This window comes from Pseudomonas sp. DF5, assembly GCF_058148225.1.
The window spans coordinates 31,870-49,658 of the sequence record NZ_JBYVYM010000012.1 but is presented as its reverse complement, the minus strand read 5'-3'; the positions used below and the strand labels follow the sequence as shown (position 1 = coordinate 49,658).

The following is a 17,789-nucleotide window of genomic DNA, read 5'->3' as shown; positions in this document are numbered from 1 at the left end:
TAGCCGCGTTACCGACTCTTAAAAAAACAACAACAAGAGACAGATGCCATGCGCAAGATTGACGTACATGAGGTTATCGACAACGCCCGATTCAACCGCTTTCACTGGATGGTGCTGTTCTGGTGTGCCCTGATCATCATCTTCGATGGATACGATCTGGTGATCTACGGCGTGGTGTTGCCGATGCTGATGAAAGAGTGGGGGCTCAGTCCCCTGCAAGCCGGCGCGCTGGGTAGTTATGCACTGTTCGGGATGATGTTCGGCGCGTTGTTTTTCGGCCCGCTGTCGGACAAGATCGGTCGCAAAAAAGCCATCACGATCTGCGTGATGCTGTTCAGCGGTTTTACCATGCTCAATGGCTTTGCCCGTAATCCCACCGAGTTTGGCCTGTGCCGGTTCATTGCCGGGCTGGGCATTGGTGGGGTTATGCCCAATGTCGTGGCGCTGATGAACGAATACGCGCCGAAGAAAATCCGCAGCACGCTGGTAGCGATCATGTTCAGCGGCTACTCGGTGGGCGGCATGCTCTCGGCGGGGCTCGGCATCGTGTTGATCCCGAGTTTCGGCTGGCAGTCGGTGTTTTACGTGGCGGTACTGCCGTTGCTGTTGTTGCCGCTGATCATGTACTTCCTGCCCGAATCGGTGGGTTTCATGCTGCGTCAGGGGCGCCGTGAAGAGGCGCGCAACGTTCTCCAGCGGGTCGATCCGGCGTACATCGCACAAACTAGCGATCAGTTGCACATGAGCGAAGTGAAGGGCAGCGGTACGCCTGTCTTGCAACTGTTTCGCGAGGGGCGGGCATTGCGCACGCTGATGCTGTGGCTGGCGTTTTTCTGCTGCTTGCTGATGGTCTACGCCTTGAGTTCCTGGCTGCCGAAACTGATGGCTAACGCCGGTTACAGCCTGGGCTCGAGTCTGTCGTTCCTGCTGGTGCTCAACTTCGGTGCCATTTTTGGCGCGGTCGGCGGTGGCGTACTGGGGGACAAGCTCAATCTGCCACGGGTGTTGGCGGTGTTTTTCACCGTTGCAGCGGTTTCGATCACCTTGCTTGGCTTCAACAGTCCAATGCCGGTGTTGTATCTGCTGATCGCCATCGCCGGCGCCACCACCATCGGCTCGCAGATTCTGCTGTACGCCTGCGCCGCGCAGTTCTACTCCATGACCATTCGCTCCACTGGCCTGGGCTGGGCGTCGGGCATTGGCCGCAACGGCGCCATTGTCGGTCCGCTGCTGGGCGGTGCCTTGCTGGGGATCAGCCTGCCACTGCAACTGAACTTCATGGCGTTTGCCGTGCCCGGTGCGGTAGCCGCCATCGCCATGACCGTGTTCGCCATCAGCAGTCAGAGCGGCGCTAAACAAGCGCTGTCGGACCTGCGCCATGGTTCGCCTGACGGGGCTGTCGACGAAATTTCATGAAAGCTTATTCCAGGACTTTTTCCTGACCGGGTTGGCGTTGTTCGCCGCTTTTTGGGGGGGCGATTTTCGGCATGGCTCCCCACTTGTTGTTAAACGCCCATCGCCCCATCGCCCCATCGCTCGCAGCGCAAACGCTGCGGCTGAAGCGCTTCAACCTGTCGATCAATAAAAATAAGAGAAAAACGATGAAACAGATTTCTCCAGCAACCGGATTGTTGTCCATCGCTGTCGTCTCGAGTTTCTCCACCGGTGCGGTAGCCGCCGAGGGCGGCTTCATCGAAGACACCACCGCCACCTTGCAAGCGCGCAATTACTACTTCAGTCGGGACTTCTCCGACATCGTCGGCGCCAATAAACAGTCGAAGGCCGAAGAGTGGGCACAGGGCTTCATTCTCAACGTCAAATCCGGTTATACCCAGGGGCCTGTCGGTTTTGGTGTAGATGTCATTGGCCTGCTCGGCCTCAAACTCGACAGCAGCCCGGACCGGGTCAATACCGGTTTGCTGCCGGTGCGCGATGATGGGCGCGCGGCGGATGAATACAGTCGTCTGGAAGGTGCACTGAAGATGCGTTACTCCAAGACCGAATTGAAGGTGGGTGAGCTGCAACCCAACCTGCCGGTGCTGGCCTTCAGCGATATCCGTCTGCTGCCGCCCAGCTATCAGGGTGCAAGCATCAGCTCCAATGAGATCGATGGCCTGACATTGCAGGGCGGCCACTTGAGTTCGACCAGCCTGCGCAACGAGGCCGGCGATGAAAAGATGCAAGCCATGCTCGGTCATGTACCCCAGCGTCAGGTCAGCAGCAATGGTTTCAACTTTGCCGGTGCTGACTACGCCTTCAACGATAAACGCAGCTCGGTCAGCGCCTGGTTCGGGCAACTGGAAGATATCTACAACCAGCGCTTTCTCGGCTTCAAGCACAGCGAGCCGTTGGGTGACTGGACCCTGGGCGCCAACCTTGGCTATTACGATTCGCGCGAGGACGGCAAAAAATTACTGGGCAACATCGACAACCAGGCGTTCTTCTCTTTGCTGTCGGCCAAGCGCGGCGGTCACACGTTTTATGTCGGCTATCAGGGTATGTTCGGCGACAGCGCCTTCCCGCGAGTGTTTGCCAACATCACTCCGTTGGGCAACGAGGTGCCGACCTACGAGTTTGCCTACGCCGACGAGCGTTCCTGGCAGGCGCGTTACGACTACGACTTCGCCGCCCTCGGCGTGCCGGGGCTGACCAGCACCGTGCGTTACATCACCGGCAATAACGTCGACACCGGCAAGGGGTTTGAAGGCAAGGACCGCGAGCGCGATCTGGACATCGGCTATGTGTTGCAAAGCGGCAGCCTCAAAGGCCTCGGGATCCGCGTGCGCAACGCCATAGCGCGCTCCAACTACCGCAGTGATATCGACGAGAACCGCCTGATTCTCAGCTACACATGGAAGTTGTTATGACCGGGGCGATCACAGATCGGTGGTGCAGTTGCCCATGACTTCGTACGTCACGCGATGGGTCTGGCCCTGATGGTCGACATATTCCATGGTCGCTGGCACGACTCCGCAGGCAGTTGCGGTGTCTGTCACTGAAACGACCTTGGCGATGTCCAGTGGCTGCGCCGGGTTGTACCGGGTGGCTGCTGGTTCGTTGCCGGCTGCTAGGGCCGAGGTGGCTGCGAGGGTCAGGAACAGGCTGGTCAGGGTTTTCATTTTTCTGTGCTCTGTGTGGGTTCCAGTGTCTGAATTTTAGTCTTTGCCTGTGGGCGATAAAGGGGGCTGGGTCTGATTCAGTCTTGCAGGAAATGTAACAATCGCTGTTGATTGTGTGCATATCCGTTTCTGCGGTAGTGCCGGCTGGCGGTTTCGCTCTTACAGCGAGTCACTTTGAAAAGCCCAAAGTAACCAAAGGCTCTTGCCCCTTTCGTTCGGCCCTTCGCCTAGGCTCAGGGTGCCCTCGCTCCGGTCCTGCTCCGTGGGCCCGCCGCCATCGGCCATCCATGGCCGGGGGCGGCTAACCCGGCATCCATGCCGGGTTGCCCACTGCGCAGAACCTCCACTCGGCCTCTCGAGGGGGCGTGCACCGCAAAAGCAAAAGCGAGGCGGCCTACCGGCCGGCCTGACTTCAAGTGAACGCATTCCCCTGTAGGAGCTGCCGAAGGCTGCGATCTTTTGATCTTGCCGTTGCCGTTGCTTTGGTTTTTGATCTTGATCTGTCCGCCCCTTTCCCAGAGGCCGAACGCAGGCGTTGCGTAGGGGGCACCGCGGCAGGGATGCCGCGGTAGCCGCCCCCGGCCATGGATGGCCGATGGCGGCGGGCCCCCGGAGCAATGCCGGAGTGAGGGCATGCCGAGCCTAGGCGAGGCACCGAATGGAGGGGCAAAAGCGCTTTGGTTACTTTCGCCTGGGCCGGCATTCCGGCTTTTCGAAAGTGACTCGCTGTAAAAGCGAAACCATAAGTCGCCGTTACCGCAGTAACGGATATGTACACGATCAGAAAAGAGCCGCCATATGCCCCCTAATCCTAAAACGCCCCTCCAGAGCAAAGTCGAAGGGCGGTGTAGACTGATGACCTGTTCTCTTCTGGCAAGACAAGGGAGTGTGCCCAGCCATGATCGGTGCCGAGTTACTGTCATCCCAAACCCTGACGATGGGTTGGCTGATCTATATACCGGCGCTGATCTGGGCAATTGCACGAGCGCCATGGGTCGAACTGTTCAGCGACAGCCGCCGCCAACATCTGCTGTTCGGTACGGTGTTCGCGCTGTTTATGCTGTGGCTGGTGCGACGGGACTTCGATACCGGCGTGTCCTATCACTTCATCGGCATGACCGCTGTGACCTTACTGCTGGATTGGCCGTTGGCGATTGTCGGCGGGTTGGTCGCGCAGGTGGGCTTGGTGTTGCTAGGGCGTCAGGACCTGGCCGCTGTCGGCGTAAACGGAGCGCTGCTGATTCTGCTGCCGGTGTTGGTCACCGAGTGCTGCGCCATCCTGGTGGAGCGCGCGCAGCCGCGTAATCCCTTTGTGTATATCTTCTGCTCCGGTTTTTTTGCCGCTGCGCTGTCGGCCTTGTTGTGCCTGATCCTGACGCTCACGCTGCTGTGGTACGACGAGCGATTCGTCATGCCGTACTGGCTGGAAGACTTTGTCGGTTACCTGTGGTTGCTGATTTTTCCAGAAGCGTTCATCAACGGCATGGTGGTCAGCGCGTTGGTGGTGTTCTGCCCCGAATGGCTGGAGACGTTCAATCGCACGCGCTATCTATCGGCGCCCTGGAAAGATGACGATCCCAAATCTTGATCCACATCAAATCCAAAAAACGTTGACGAATCCATGCTTCGGAAAACTTTCAGGAGCATCGAAATGAGTGTCTACGAGTGGGCCAGGCAGGAGTTGCGTCAGAGTCTGGATGTGGCGCAAGAGGTGGGCTTCGATCCGGGATTGAGCTTGCGCGCCTTGCTCAGTGCAGTGGTGCAGCAGAGCAAGGCAGTGCGCAATATTGAAGACCTGGCCGATGAGTTGCGGTTTCTCGCCGAGAACCTCGACGAGGGCCAGGACTATGGCTTTATGCGGCCCTGATGGCCGGGATCAGTGACGTGGGTCGAAGTCGCCGCTGAACAACTCATCCTCGGCATCGGGGGGCACCGGAATCTTGTGCTCTTCCGATGCCCAGGCGCCCAGGTCGATCAGTTTGCAACGGTCCGAACAGAATGGCCGGAACTTGTTCTCGGGGCTCCATTCGACAGGGGCGCCACAGGTTGGGCAATCGACGGTCGGGGTTTGGCTCATGACTGGCCTCCACGCAAAGTAAGGTAAAAGTGATGCAGGCGTTCGACCTCGCTGTGCAGCCAGGCGAGGTCGCGGTCGTTGACCACCACATCGTCGGCATGGCTCAAGCGGTCCTGTCGGCTGGACTGAGCCTTGAGGATCGCCTGGACTTGCTGTTCGCTGGTCTGGTCACGCTGCAGGGTGCGTTCGATCTGTAACTGTTCCGGGGCATCGATCACCAGGACCCGTTGGGTCATGGCGTACTGCCCGGACTCGATCAGCAGCGGCGAAACCAGAATCGCGTAAGGCGATTGTGCCTTGGCCAGATGATGGGCGATTTCCTCGGCGATCAACGGATGCAGTAGCGCTTCGAGCCAGCGGCGTTCTTCCGGCACCTCGAAGATCAGCTTGCGCAGGGCTGCACGATCCAGCTGGCCATCGGCTTGCAACACGCCGGGGCCGAAGTGCTCGGCGATTTTTGCCAGTGCCGGGCGACCGGGTTCGACCACCCAGCGAGCCGCATGATCGGCGTCCACCACGTGCACGCCGAGGTCGATGAAGTGCTGCGCAGCCGCGCTTTTGCCGCTGCCGATGCCGCCGGTCAGGCCGAGAATCCAGGGTTTTTCCACAGGGGTATTCATTTCAAACCGACAAACTGCCAATAGAAGCCGGTTATTTGACCACCCCAGAGCAAGGCAATCCAGCCGGCAATGGCCAGATAGGGTCCAAAGGGTAGCGGCGTCGAGGTTTTCGCATCCCGCAGGCGCAGCAAAATCACCCCGAGAATGGCCCCTACCAGCGATGACAGCAGAATGGTCATGGGCAGGATCTGCCAGCCGCCCCAGGCGCCGAGCATCGCCAGGAGCTTGAAATCGCCGTAACCGATGCCGTCCTTGCCGGTGACCAGCTTGAACAGCCAGAACACCGTCCACAGCGCCATGTAGCCGGCCACCGCGCCCCAGAACGCGTCATGCAGTGATACGAAGAGCCCGAAGCTGTTGAGGACCAGTCCCAGCCACATCAATGGCATCACCAGTACGTCCGGCAACAGTTGATGTTCGGCATCGATCAGGCTCATCGCCAGCAGGCCCCAACTCAGGACCAGCACCATGCAGGCCTGCCAGCCGAAACCGAAATGCCAGGCGACGAACGCCGACAGCAGGCCGCAGGCCAGTTCGGTCAGCGGGTAACGTTTACTGATCGGCGCTGCGCAGCTCGAGCATCGCCCACGTAAAAACAGATAACTGAGTATTGGAATGTTCTCCCACACTCGAATCCGATGGCCGCAGTGAGGACACTCGGAGTGGGGCAATATCAGGTTGTAGGTCGGGCCGGGGGCTTCGGCTGGCAAGTCCAGTACGTCATGGGCCTGCAGGCGCCATTCACGCTCAAGCATTTTCGGCAGGCGCCAGACCACCACGTTGAGAAAACTGCCGATCAGCAGGCCGATCAGCCCTGCGGTCATCACGAAGGCCAGCGGGTTGAGGCTCAGAAATTCGTTCAAGGACATATCAGACCGCTGAGCCGAGTTGGAAGATGGGCAGGTACATTGCAACCACCAGCCCGCCGACGATAACCCCCAGCACCACCATGATGAACGGCTCCATCAGGCTGGTCAGGTTATCGACCATGTTGTCCACCTCGGCCTCGTAGAAACTCGCGACCTTGTCGAGCATGTCGTCCAGCGCGCCGGACTCTTCGCCAATGGCCGTCATCTGGATCGCCATGGTCGGAAAGATACCGGAGGTACGCATGGAAAAATTCAGCTGCATGCCGGTCGAAACGTCCTGCTTGATGCGCAACACCGCTCGCTTGAACACGATATTGCCGGTCGCGCCCGCCACTGACTCCAGGGCTTCGACCAGTGGCACGCCGGCGGCAAACGTCGTCGACAGGGTGCGGGCGTATCGGGCCACGGCGGACTTGTACATGAGCGCGCCAACCAGCGGCAGTTTCAGCAACCAGGTGTCCGTCCGGTCGCGAAAGCCCGGGGAATTCTTGAAGGCATGGCGCAGGCCGAAGATCCCCCCAGCCAGCACGCCGAGTATCATCCACCACCAGTCCTGCATGAACTCCGACAAGCCGATAACCATCACGGTGAACGCCGGCAGTTCGGCGCCGAACCCCGAGAATACCGACTGGAACTGCGGCACAACCTTGACCAGCAGAATGCCGGTCACAATGATTGCGACGAACACCACGGCCAGTGGGTAGGTCATGGCTTTCTTGATCTTGGCCTTGAGGCTTTCACTCTTTTCCTTGTAGGTCGCCACCCGTTCCAGCAGGGTATCCAGGGCACCGGCCTGTTCGCCGGCGTCCACCAGGTTGCAGTACAGCTCATCGAAATACTGGGGCTTTTTGCGCAGGGCCGCGGCGAAGCTGTTACCGGCCGCGACTTCCTGTTTCACCTCGTCCACCAGCTTGCGCATGTTCGGGTTATCGAAGCCCTCGCCGATAATATCGAACGATTGCAGCAGCGGTACGCCGGCTTTCATCATGGTCGCCATCTGCCGGGTAAACAGGGCAATGTCTAGAGGCTTGATGCGTTTGCCGGCACTGAAAATGGACGCGGACTTTTTCCGCACCTTGCCCGGGTTGATGCCTTGCTTGCGCAATTGGGCCTTGATCAGGGCGGGATTTTGACCGGTCAACTCACCGGTCATTTTCGCCCCTTTGCGATCCGTACCTTCCCAGGCATACACGCTGATTTTCGCTGCTTTGACCGCCATATTCAGTCCTTCGTGACCCGGTTGATTTCTTCAAGGCTGGTGATGCCTTGCATGGCCTTGAGCAGGCCCGACGTGCGCAGGTCGTTGAAGCCGTCCTTGCGCATCTGCAGGTCGATTTCCAGTGAATTGCCTTCGGCCATGATCAGCCGTTGCAGCTCTGGGGTGTTCTTTACCACTTCATAAATCCCCACTCGCCCTTTGTAGCCAGCGTTGCATTGATCGCAACCGACCGGTTCATAGATCGTGAACGAGCCGATGCGTTCCTCGGGGAAGCCTTCCTTGAGCAGCGCCTCGCGGGGAATCTCGATGGGTTTCTTGCAATGGCTGCACAATTTACGCGCCAGGCGCTGGGCGATGATCAGGCTGACCGAGGTCGCGATGTTGAAGCCCTGAATCCCCATATTGTGCAGGCGCGTCAGGGTTTGCGCGGCACTGTTGGTGTGCAGGGTGGAAAGCACCATGTGCCCGGTCTGGGCGGCCTTGATGGCGATTTCGGCGGTTTCGAGGTCACGGATTTCGCCGACCATGATCACGTCCGGATCCTGGCGCAGAAACGAGCGCAGCGCCTGGGCGAAATCCATTCCCTGCCTGGGATTGACGTTGACCTGGTTGATGCCATCCATGTTGATCTCCACCGGGTCTTCGGCGGTGGAGATGTTGATGTCGACGGTGTTGAGGATGTTCAGCCCGGTATAGAGCGACACGGTCTTGCCCGAGCCGGTGGGCCCGGTCACCAGAATCATCCCTTGTGGCTGCTTGAGGGCGGCCATGTACAGGTCTTTCTGCTCGGGCTCGTAGCCGAGGGCATCGATGCCCATTTGCGCACTGGACGGATCGAGGATCCGGATCACCACTTTTTCGCCCCACAGGGTCGGCAGGGTGTTGACCCGGAAGTCGATGGACTTGCTCTTGGACAGGCGCATCTTGATTCGTCCGTCCTGGGGTTTGCGCCGCTCGGAGATGTCGAGACTGGCCATGACTTTGAGCCGGGAAGCAATGCGGTTGGCCAGCTGCGTCGGTGGCTTGGCGACCTCATGCAGGATGCCATCGGTGCGCATCCGCACGCGGTAGGTTTTTTCGTAGGGCTCGAAATGCAGGTCGGAAGACCCGCTCTTGATCGCATCGAGCAACATCTTGTGGACGAAGCGCACTACGGGCGCGTCATCGGTGTCCTGCCCTGGGATCGAATCCTGTTTCTGATCATCGACCGATTCGATGTCCAGCCCGTCGAGGTCGACATCAGCCATATCCTCCAGACCGGTGGAGTGGTGGTCGAAGAATTTTTCGATGGCGTCACTGAGTTTGTCTTCCTCCACCAGAATGGCTTCAGTGTTCAGCCCGGTGCTGAACTGGATGTCATTGATGGCTTGATGATTGCTCGGGTCGGAAATCCCCACGAACAGTTTGTTGCCACGCCGCCAGAGGGGCAGGGCGTGGTGCTGGCGGATCAGCTTCTCGCTGACCAGGCCGTGGGGCTGGGTGTCCTTGTCCAGGCAATTGAGGTCCAGCAGGGCCATGCCGAAATGTTCCGAAGCTACCTCGGCGACCTGCCAGCTTTTGAGCAGTTTGTTCTGTACCAGGTAGCTGACCAGCGAGACTCGATCGCGTTGGGCTTGCTGATAAGCCTGTTGCGCACTTTGATCAGTGATCAGATCGGCCAGCACCAATTGCTTGGCCAGACCGCTAAGGGCAATGTCATTCATTGGGATTCCGGACGCAGGCGGTTAATGACTTATAGCCTAGTCAAGCAGTGGAACCAAACCAGCCGAGGTGAGGTGACAAAAAGTGTCAGAAACTGCGGATCCTGGGAGCAGGAAAGGTCTTTTTCGTGATCCCGAGCCCAGTCTGCAGGGGCGCATACGACTTGGCATGACCTGTGCTGTACCCTGTACAGATCATGAGATTTCGACTCATGCATGGAGCCTGTCTATGAAAAATCAAAATGGTTTTACCCTGATCGAACTGCTGATCGTGGTGGCGATCATCGGGATTCTGGCGACGTTTGCGTTGCCGCAGTATTCGAAGTACCAATCACGGGCGAAGGTCACCGCTGCGCTTGCGGAAATCTCGGCACTGAAGGTGCCTTTCGAAGACATTATGAATCAGGGTACCGATCCTACCCTCGCTTTGATCGGCGGTACGGCGACTACAGGTAACTGCACGATTACGGCATCGGGTACCACCGCTACCGGTGTGGGCACTATTGCCTGCACGATCCTCAATGCTCCAGGGCCTGTGCTCAGCAAAACCATTACGCTTTCGCGTACCCTCGCCGGTGGCTGGACATGTGGCACCACGGTTGCGCCGGAGTACAGTCCAAAAGGCTGCACCGCCAGCGGCACCTGATTCACTTTGCCAGGCATACCCAGTGCTCCGCCTCTCACGAAGCGGGGCATTTTTTATGGGGCATTTTGGAGGGCGTCGGATAATCAGGAAAGCTCCGACAATTCATGGCTTTAGGCTTGCGCTAAAACCCGCAAGTTGCATGTCGATAATTTTGTACTCATGCATTTTGCATGATTTCGAAAATTGTCATTGTTATTAAGTTATTGATTTGTATGTATTTATTTTTTATCGAGCAGTTGGCATAGCGTTCGCACTGTCTCTGGTAACCCTGCTGACAAGACGACACGCAGCAGATTTTCCAGAAGAACAGGAGTTACTCGTATGAAGAAGTTCGCTATCGCTGCCGCTACTGCTACCGCGCTGACCCTGACGATGGCCAACGCTGCATTCGCCCAGACCAGCCAAACCACCCATGCTCCCATGACGCTGGCCGCCGGTGAAGTGACCAAAGCCAAGGAAGCTACTTCCGATACCTGGATCACGACCAAAGTCAAAGCAGATCTGGTGACCGAAAAAGGCATTCCAGGCACTGATATCAAAGTCGAAACCAACAAAGGCGTAGTGTCACTGTCGTCCACAGTTGCGCTGACTGAAGCTCAGAAAACCACCGCCGTGGCCATCGCCAAGAAAATCAAAGGCGTCAAAGCGGTGTCCGCTGACGGCCTGAAAACGGAGTAAGGCAAAGCTTCTCGCCTGGACCGGGAGAAGATGCGGCAGGCGGGCCAAGTCATACGTCTGTCGCTTTTTGAGAGTTCATGCGAAAGGCCATATGGACGTGGCCGTTACAGGCCCCGACATTCGTGTCGGGGCCTGTTCTATTGAGAGCAACGCAAAAAACTGTGGGAGCGAGTTCAGTTACCGCGTTTGCTGGTGATTTGAACCAACCGGTTTCCTTCAAAGCGCAGGTACTGGTACATCCCGCTGTTGGGCCCGTAGGTCCATTCCTCGACCTGAAACTCTTCCCGTCGATTGGCGCTGCGCTTGTAGCCAAGCAGGTCGCGGGCGACGGGCTCTCCGCATTTTTGCAGCACTTCGCTGGACCTGTCCCCGACGCTGATCAATTGACTGCCGCAGCGCAGGGTATCGGCCGCCACAGCTTGGCCGGCAGCCAATACCAAGGCCAGGCTCATAAGCCATTGCGCGCCCATCACTCGGCATCCAGATGCAAGGCCGTCACCACGCGGCCATCGCTTTCGGCCTCACCGAGGTTGGCGTCGATGAAGTACACGCGGTCATCGGCCAACTGCCCTTTGTCCACCAGGTAGTCCTTGATGCTGCTGGCCCGTTCCTGGCCCAGCTGACGCAACAGCACCTCGCTGGAACTCCAGAAACCGATCACGCTTTCACGCATTTTTTTGCTGCGTTCTTCCTTGCCCAGATCCTTCCATTCTGCGGGCGGCTGGATCTTGAGGCGTGTGCGGTAGATGCCTTCGAGCAGCGGGCCTTTCTCGCTGTCCGGCACTTCCAGCATGGAGGCCTGGGCCGGCACCTTGTCACCGCGGCGCTGGAGCATTTTGTAGTAGTTGTACTGGTATTCCCGTTCCAGGCGTTGCTCGGCGAGCAGCGGGCCGTCGCTGCTCTTGGCGGCAGTGCCTTCGATTTCAAGACGCAGGGCCGGACGCTCCTTGAGTGCCTGGGACAATTTGATCAGTGTCGCTTCGGCTTCCTTGCTCAAGTCACTCGAACCGGGTGCAAACGCTACGGTGCCCAGGTCTTCTGAACCACCGCCGCTGACCAGCCCGCCAATCATTTTGAACGGCGCCGCGGCCGCCTTCACGATCAGATTGCGCAGCGTTTGCCAGATGATCGGCATGATGCTGAACTGTGGGTTGTTCAGGTCGCCGCTCACCGGCAGTTCGATGGAAATCTTGCCATCGACATCCTTGAGCAAGGCAATCGCCAGTTTCAGCGGCAGGCTTACTGCGTCCGGACTGTCGACTTTTTCACCCAGTTGCAGCTGCTCGACCACCACTTTGTTTTCGGCCAGGAGCTGGCCGTTGGTGATCTTGTAATGCAGATCCAGATTGAGACGCCCCTTGCGGATGCGGTAGCCGGCGAACTTGCCGGAGTATGGCGTCAGGGTCGTCAGTTCCACCCGTTTGAAACTGGTGGCGATGTCCAGGCTGGCCATCGGGTCGAACGGGTTGACCGAGCCCTTGATGGTCACGGGGGCATAGCGGTCGACCTTGCCTTTGACGTCGACGTTGGCCGGTTTTACGTGGCGGCTGTCGATGGTGCCGATGTTCCCGTTCAGTTGTTGGATGGCCGTGGCGAAGTTCGGCGTCAGGCTGAAGTCGGCGAAGTTTGCCGAACCGTCATTGATGGCGATGCTGCCAATGTGGATGCCCAGTGGTTTTTCGTTTCCGGCTGCCGGTTTGGCTGCGGCGGTCGTGGTCTTTGTGGCGCCGGAGTCGGCCGGTTGCGGGATCAGCAGATCATCGATGTTGGTGGTGCGGTCATCGTTGATCATGAAGCGCGCATAGGGCTGGAACAGATTGACTTTGTCGATCGACAGGCTGTCGCCGTGCTGATAGTTCAGGCCTTCGAGCGCCAACTGCTGCCACTTGAGGAAGTCACGGGTCTTCAGAGTGTCGAGGGTATGCAACTGGTCGATCTGGGCTTTACCTGTAACGCTGAACGCCAGCGGCTCGGTGCTTTTCAAGTCGACCGCCAGATCACTGCCCAGCATGCCGCTACGCAGTTCGAGGCGAATGAACGGATTGATGTAGGACTGGGCGACGCGCAAGTCGATATCCCTGGTCTGCACGTTCAGTTTGGCGCTGATCGGGGCCAGATTGACCGTGCCGTCCGCCATGATCTTGCCTTGCTTGCCCACGCCCGTGTCGAGCTTGAGGTTGAAAGGGGAGCCATTGAGGCTGTCGAAATTCTGCAGGTCCAGGTTCAGTGGGCCGAGCTCCAGTGCCACGGCGGGTTGTGCCTTGCGGTCGGCCAGGTGCACTTGATAATTACGCAGTTGCACGTCTTTGAGCAGCACCTGCCAGGGCTTGCTCGGTGCAGTCGGCTCGGGCTTCGGTGAATCGGCTGCCGCGGGTGTGCTGGTAGGTTCGGCGTTGGCTTTGGCAGCCTGTTTGGACGGCTGGCTGGCGAACAGTTTTTGCCAATCGAGTTGTCCATCGGCTTCGAGGGCGGCCCAGGTTTCCAGTTTATGGCTGCGGATCTTGCCGACCACCACTTGTTGCTTGGCCAGGTCCACGGTGGTGTCGCTGATGTCCAGACGTTCGAGCTTCGCCAGCGGTCGGCCGTCCGGAGCCTTGATGGCGAAAGGCGCGACGCTGACGGCGACGTTGTTCAGCAGCAGTTCGGTGCCCTTGTTCAGATTGAGCTTGTAGTCGGTGCTCAGGTCCATGACGCCGTTTTCCAGGACCAGTGGCACAGCATCGCGCACATAGGGCCAGAAGGATTTCATCTTGCCATCGGTGATTTTCAGCTTACCTTCGGAGGCGATCGGGCTCAGGCTGAAGTTGCCGGTCCAGTCGATCTGCCCGCCGGCCGGGCCGACCGCGACCAGGGTCATGTCAGCGTTGTCGTCGGGCAGGGTGCTGAGGTTCTTCAGCTCGAAATCGAGTTTGTCGTAGAGAAATTCGATGGGCTCACTGGGGCGTGCATCTTCGAAATGCACATAGCCGCCGGCCAGTTTGATCCGCTCCACGCGCAGCGGGAAGGGTTTGGCGTTTGGGTCGACCGGGGTCGGTTCACTGGCGGGGATTTTGAACAGCCCGAGAAGATTGAGCTGGCCGTCCTTGCCGAAGAGTATTTCGGTCTTGGGTTTGTCCAGTTCGATATCGGACAGGTGCAGCGCCTTGGTCCACAGGCTGTCGATCTGCAGGTTGGCGTACAGGCGTTCGAAGCCCACTTGTTCCTTGCCCGGCTCGCCGATGATCAGGCCCCAAAGGGTTACTTCAAGGCTGAACGGGTTGAGTTCGATCCGCGAAATCGTCGCGGGCGTCGTGGCGTAGTTGGCCAATTGCTGGTTGGCAACCCGCAACGCGATGCCCGGCAAAATCAGAAACCCCAGCAGGCTGTAAAGGGCCAGGGCTGTTAACAGGGCGCCGATAGCGCGGATCAATCCTTTGGGCATGTGTGGCTTCATCTGTCGGAATCGGAGTGCCTTGGAGTATGGCATGCGTTTGCGGTTCCGAAGCAATCACGCTTTATAGGATTTGTCTGATAACGGGTGTGGATTTTCAGAGCTGCAGGATCAGCGTTTTCAGCGGCGGTTGTTGATCCATCGACGGAAAGTCGCTGCCCGGTGTCAGCGCTGTCCACTCACGCACCGGGCGTCCGGCCTTCTCTGCGCAGCGCAGCACCTGTCCGCGCCAATCGTCCATGCTGACCTTCGCCAGGTTGTTGCAGCAGATCAGCACGCCATTGTCGGCAGTGGTCAGCAGTGCCGGTTTGAGCAGGCTCTGGTAGTCGCGCAACAGGTCGACCGTGCCGAAAGCACTCTTGGCCCAGGCCGGTGGATCGAGCAGCACCAGATCGTATTGACGCGGTTCCAGACGTTGATAACTCGGCAGCTTCTGGCCGCGACGCTGGCTGATCGGCAGGCCGGCCAATTGACGAATCGCCGGGAAGTAATCGGATTGGATGAACTCCATGGTCGGCAATTGCGGGTTGAGCAGACCGTTTTCGCGGCCGACCGCCAAGTTGCCTTCGGCAAAGTCCAGGTTGCACACCTCGCTGGCACCACCGGCCGCAGCGCAGAGACCGACGCCACAGGTGTAGGCAAACAGGTTCAGCACACTTTTGTTTTTGCTGTGTGCCTTGACCCAGCCGCGGGCGTTGCGCAGGTCGAGAAACAGCAACGGGTCCTGGCCGGCATGGCGCCCGCGAACCCGGTAGTTCAGCCCCCATTCATGGCCGATCAAATCTTGCAGGGCAGCTTCGTCGGCGCGGTAGACGGTGTCTTCGCGGTCGATGCGCGAGTTGCCGCGAGAACGGTCGTTGTAGACCAGCAGGCTATCGAGCCCCAGCTGTTGATTGACGATCTCGTGCAATTGCAACAGGGCGTCACGCTCCAGTGACTGGTGAAAGCTTTGCACTAACAGTTGTGGGCCGTAGCGGTCGATGGTCAAACCGCCGGCACCTTCCTGGCTGCCGTGGAACAGGCGATAGCAATCGGTGCCTTGCTGATGCAGCTCGGCGAGCAGGTCCTGGCGACGATCAAGGGCGGCGCACAGCGCCTGATTCAAGGAAGACATGCTGGGCGCCTTGCTGGAGGGAATTGGGGGCGCGGGAGTTTAACAGCTATGGGCTTTGAGTTTGGGTGGCAAATGCGAGGGATGTGGTGACTGTGCCGCCGTCTTCGCGGGCAAGCCCGCTCCCACAGTGGATTTAGGTGCGGCACAATTTTCGTGTTCACTGAAGATCACCCTGTGGGAGCGGGCTTGCTTGCGCAACCCGCCGAATGGTTCGGCCAAACGGCGGTTGCGCGAGCGATCTACGAGTTCAGGCGTTTGTCGATCAAACCCTGCACCACGCTCGGGTCGGCGAGGGTCGAGGTGTCGCCCAGGCTGTCCAGTTCGTTGCAGGCGATCTTGCGCAGGATCCGTCGCATGATCTTGCCCGAACGGGTTTTCGGCAGGGCCGGGGCCCACTGGATCAAGTCCGGTTTGGCGAAGCTGCCGATTTCCTGGCTGACATGGGCCAGCAGTTCTTTCTTCAGATCGTCGTTGGGGTCGATGCCGTTCATGGGGGTGACGAAGGCGTAGATGCCCTGGCCTTTGATGTCATGGGGGTAACCGACCACGGCGGCCTCGGCAATGCTGTCGTGCAGCACCAGCGCGCTCTCCACTTCGGCGGTGCCGATGCGGTGCCCGGAGACGTTGATCACGTCGTCGATGCGCCCGGTGATCCAGTAATCGCCGTCCTCGTCGCGGCGTGCGCCATCGCCGGTGAAGTAGTAGCCGGGGTAGGGTTTGAAGTAGGTTTCGACCATCCGTTTCGGATCGCCGTAGACGCTGCGGATCTGCCCCGGCCAGCTGGACTTGATGGCCAGCACGCCACTGCCGGCGCCTTTGATTTCCTTGCCTTGTTCATCGAGTAACACCGGTTGTACGCCGAACATCGGTTGGGTGGCGCAACCGGGTTTGACCCGTTGGGTGCTGACCAGCGGGCTGAGCATGATGCCGCCGGTTTCGGTCTGCCACCAGGTATCGACAATTGGGCAGCGTTGCTCGCCGACCGTATTGAAATACCACTCCCAGGCTTCCGGGTTAATCGGCTCGCCGACAGTGCCGAGTAATCGCAGGCTCTCGCGGGACGTTTCCTTCAACGGCTCGGGGCCTTCACGCATCAACGCGCGCAAGGCGGTCGGGGCGGTGTAGAAGATGTTCACGTGGTGCTTGTCGATCACCTGCCAGAAGCGCGAGGTGCTGGGGTAGCTTGGGACGCCTTCGAAGATCAGCGTAGTCGCCCCATTGGCCAGCGGCCCATAGACGATGTAGCTGTGGCCGGTGACCCAGCCGACGTCGGCGGTGCACCAGAAGACTTCACCGTCGCGATAGTCGAGTACGTATTTGAAGGTCATCGCTGCTTGCAGCAAGTAGCCGCCGGTGGTGTGCAGCACGCCTTTGGGTTTGCCGGTGCTGCCGGAGGTGTAGAGGATGAACAGCGGGTCTTCGGCGTCCATCGGCTCTGGTGGGCAATCGTCACCCACATCGCGCAGGGCCTGGTGATACCAGAGGTCACGGTTTTCAACCCAATTCACCGGGTTTTGGGTGCGCTCGACCACGATCACGCTGCTGACATGCGGGCAACTTTGCAGGGCCTTGTCGACGTTCTGTTTGAGCGGCACGAGTTTTCCGCCACGCACACCTTCGTCGGCGGTGATCACGGTGCGGCAGTCGGCGTCGAGGATCCGGTCACGCAGCGAGTCCGGGGAGAATCCGCCGAAAACCACCGAATGAATCGCGCCGATCCGCGCACAGGCGAGCATGGCGTAGGCGGCTTCGGGGATCATCGGCATGTAGATGCACACGCGGTCGCCCTTCTTCACGCCACGGCTTTTGAGCACGTTGGCCAGTCGACAGACGTTGTGATGGAGTTTTTTGTAGGTGATCTGGGTGGATTCGGCGGGGTCATCACCTTCCCAGATGATTGCGGTTTGATCGCCACGATTTTCCAGGTGACGGTCGATGCAGTTGTAGCTGACGTTTAACTTTCCGCCGGCAAACCAGCTTGCGTCTCCGGTTTTCAGGTCGTACCGCTGAACGGTCTGCCACGGCGCGCTCCAGTCGAGGAACCGGGTGGCCTGTTCGGCCCAGAAGGTGCTGGGGTGTTCAATGGATTCGCGGTACAGGCGCTGATAGTCGTCCTGACTCAACTGTGCAGCCCGGCGGACGGCATCGGCTTTGGGGAACGTGCTGATATCGAACATGACGGTTCCTTATTCTTGTATTGCGACAAGAATAAAGATGCGCCCTGTGAATATTGAGTTCAAGTGTACATAGAACCAATGTGGGAGCGGGCTTGCTCGCGAAAGCGGTTTTTCCATTCAACATAGGTGTCGACGGATAC

At 58.9% G+C, this 17,789-nt stretch carries 17 protein-coding genes; 6 read left to right on the top strand and 11 right to left on the bottom strand.

Features of this window, described 5'->3' with window-relative positions:
* Positions 1 to 48: 48 nt before the first annotated feature.
* Positions 49 to 1,416 carry an aromatic acid/H+ symport family MFS transporter gene (locus AC30D7_RS13180; protein WP_490134348.1) on the top strand — a complete coding sequence of 456 codons (1,368 nt, stop codon included), beginning with the start codon at positions 49 to 51 and terminating at the stop codon, positions 1,414 to 1,416.
* Between the two features lie 4 nt (positions 1,417 to 1,420).
* Here AC30D7_RS13180 and AC30D7_RS13175 read toward each other — a convergent pair whose 3' ends face one another.
* On the bottom strand, positions 1,421 to 1,639 hold the full coding sequence (locus tag AC30D7_RS13175) for a hypothetical protein (protein ID WP_490134347.1): 219 nt from the start codon (positions 1,637 to 1,639) through the stop codon (positions 1,421 to 1,423).
* Here AC30D7_RS13175 and AC30D7_RS13170 point away from each other — a divergent pair.
* Entirely contained in the window at positions 1,602 to 2,867 is a 1,266-nt protein-coding gene (locus AC30D7_RS13170; protein WP_490134346.1) for an OprD family porin, read from the top strand. The two genes, AC30D7_RS13175 and AC30D7_RS13170, sit on opposite strands and share 38 nt — an antisense overlap.
* A gap of 9 nt (positions 2,868 to 2,876) precedes the next feature.
* Here the strand turns inward: AC30D7_RS13170 and AC30D7_RS13165 are convergent, their stop codons facing one another.
* Positions 2,877 to 3,119, bottom strand: a complete 243-nt coding sequence (locus tag AC30D7_RS13165; RefSeq protein ID WP_490134345.1) for a DUF2790 domain-containing protein — start codon at positions 3,117 to 3,119, stop codon at positions 2,877 to 2,879.
* Positions 3,120 to 4,017: 898 nt separating this feature from the next.
* Between AC30D7_RS13165 and AC30D7_RS13160 the strand changes: the two genes are divergently transcribed.
* Both AC30D7_RS13160 and AC30D7_RS13155 read left to right on the top strand, forming a co-directional pair.
* Entirely contained in the window at positions 4,018 to 4,707 is a 690-nt protein-coding gene (locus tag AC30D7_RS13160) for an energy-coupling factor ABC transporter permease (RefSeq protein ID WP_138866321.1), read from the top strand.
* Positions 4,708 to 4,770: 63 nt separating this feature from the next.
* Positions 4,771 to 4,986, top strand: a complete 216-nt coding sequence (locus AC30D7_RS13155) for a hypothetical protein (RefSeq protein WP_007938959.1) — start codon at positions 4,771 to 4,773, stop codon at positions 4,984 to 4,986.
* Positions 4,987 to 4,995: 9 nt separating this feature from the next.
* Here AC30D7_RS13155 and yacG read toward each other — a convergent pair whose 3' ends face one another.
* From yacG to pilB, 5 genes are read right to left on the bottom strand one after another with little or no spacing between them, the layout of a single operon-like run.
* Positions 4,996 to 5,196, bottom strand: a complete 201-nt coding sequence (gene yacG / locus AC30D7_RS13150) for a DNA gyrase inhibitor YacG (protein ID WP_007938961.1) — start codon at positions 5,194 to 5,196, stop codon at positions 4,996 to 4,998.
* The gene (gene coaE, locus AC30D7_RS13145; RefSeq protein ID WP_026286732.1) at positions 5,193 to 5,816 is read right to left on the bottom strand and encodes a dephospho-CoA kinase; all 624 of its coding nucleotides are present in this window, start codon (positions 5,814 to 5,816) and stop codon (positions 5,193 to 5,195) included. The genes yacG and coaE overlap by 4 nt, the downstream gene beginning before the upstream one ends.
* Positions 5,813 to 6,685 (bottom strand): prepilin peptidase, encoded by an 873-nt coding sequence (locus AC30D7_RS13140; protein WP_018930187.1) that lies wholly within the window; start codon positions 6,683 to 6,685, stop codon positions 5,813 to 5,815. Before AC30D7_RS13140 ends, coaE begins: the two co-directional genes overlap by 4 nt.
* 1 nt (position 6,686) lies before the next feature.
* Positions 6,687 to 7,904: a type II secretion system F family protein gene (locus AC30D7_RS13135; protein ID WP_490134344.1), complete on the bottom strand. Its 1,218-nt coding sequence runs from the start codon at positions 7,902 to 7,904 to the stop codon at positions 6,687 to 6,689.
* A 2-nt stretch (positions 7,905 to 7,906) separates the two neighbouring features.
* Entirely contained in the window at positions 7,907 to 9,607 is a 1,701-nt protein-coding gene (gene pilB, locus AC30D7_RS13130; RefSeq protein WP_490134343.1) for a type IV-A pilus assembly ATPase PilB, read from the bottom strand.
* Between the two features lie 226 nt (positions 9,608 to 9,833).
* Here pilB and AC30D7_RS13125 point away from each other — a divergent pair, with 226 nt between their 5' ends.
* Positions 9,834 to 10,250 (top strand): pilin, encoded by a 417-nt coding sequence (locus AC30D7_RS13125; protein ID WP_018930190.1) that lies wholly within the window; start codon positions 9,834 to 9,836, stop codon positions 10,248 to 10,250.
* Positions 10,251 to 10,571: 321 nt separating this feature from the next.
* Positions 10,572 to 10,928: a BON domain-containing protein gene (locus AC30D7_RS13120; RefSeq protein WP_490134342.1), complete on the top strand. Its 357-nt coding sequence runs from the start codon at positions 10,572 to 10,574 to the stop codon at positions 10,926 to 10,928.
* Positions 10,929 to 11,101: 173 nt separating this feature from the next.
* Here the strand turns inward: AC30D7_RS13120 and AC30D7_RS13115 are convergent, their stop codons facing one another.
* The 4 genes from AC30D7_RS13115 to acs form a co-directional block, all read right to left on the bottom strand.
* Positions 11,102 to 11,398 carry a DUF2845 domain-containing protein gene (locus AC30D7_RS13115; protein ID WP_490134341.1) on the bottom strand — a complete coding sequence of 99 codons (297 nt, stop codon included), beginning with the start codon at positions 11,396 to 11,398 and terminating at the stop codon, positions 11,102 to 11,104.
* On the bottom strand, positions 11,398 to 14,394 hold the full coding sequence (locus AC30D7_RS13110; protein ID WP_490134340.1) for a DUF748 domain-containing protein: 2,997 nt from the start codon (positions 14,392 to 14,394) through the stop codon (positions 11,398 to 11,400). The genes AC30D7_RS13115 and AC30D7_RS13110 overlap by 1 nt, the downstream gene beginning before the upstream one ends.
* 61 nt (positions 14,395 to 14,455) lie before the next feature.
* Complete coding sequence (locus AC30D7_RS13105) at positions 14,456 to 15,472, bottom strand: class I SAM-dependent rRNA methyltransferase (protein WP_490134339.1); 1,017 nt, start codon at positions 15,470 to 15,472, stop codon at positions 14,456 to 14,458.
* A gap of 239 nt (positions 15,473 to 15,711) precedes the next feature.
* Positions 15,712 to 17,649: an acetate--CoA ligase gene (acs, locus tag AC30D7_RS13100; protein ID WP_490134338.1), complete on the bottom strand. Its 1,938-nt coding sequence runs from the start codon at positions 17,647 to 17,649 to the stop codon at positions 15,712 to 15,714.
* Positions 17,650 to 17,789 lie beyond the last annotated feature (140 nt).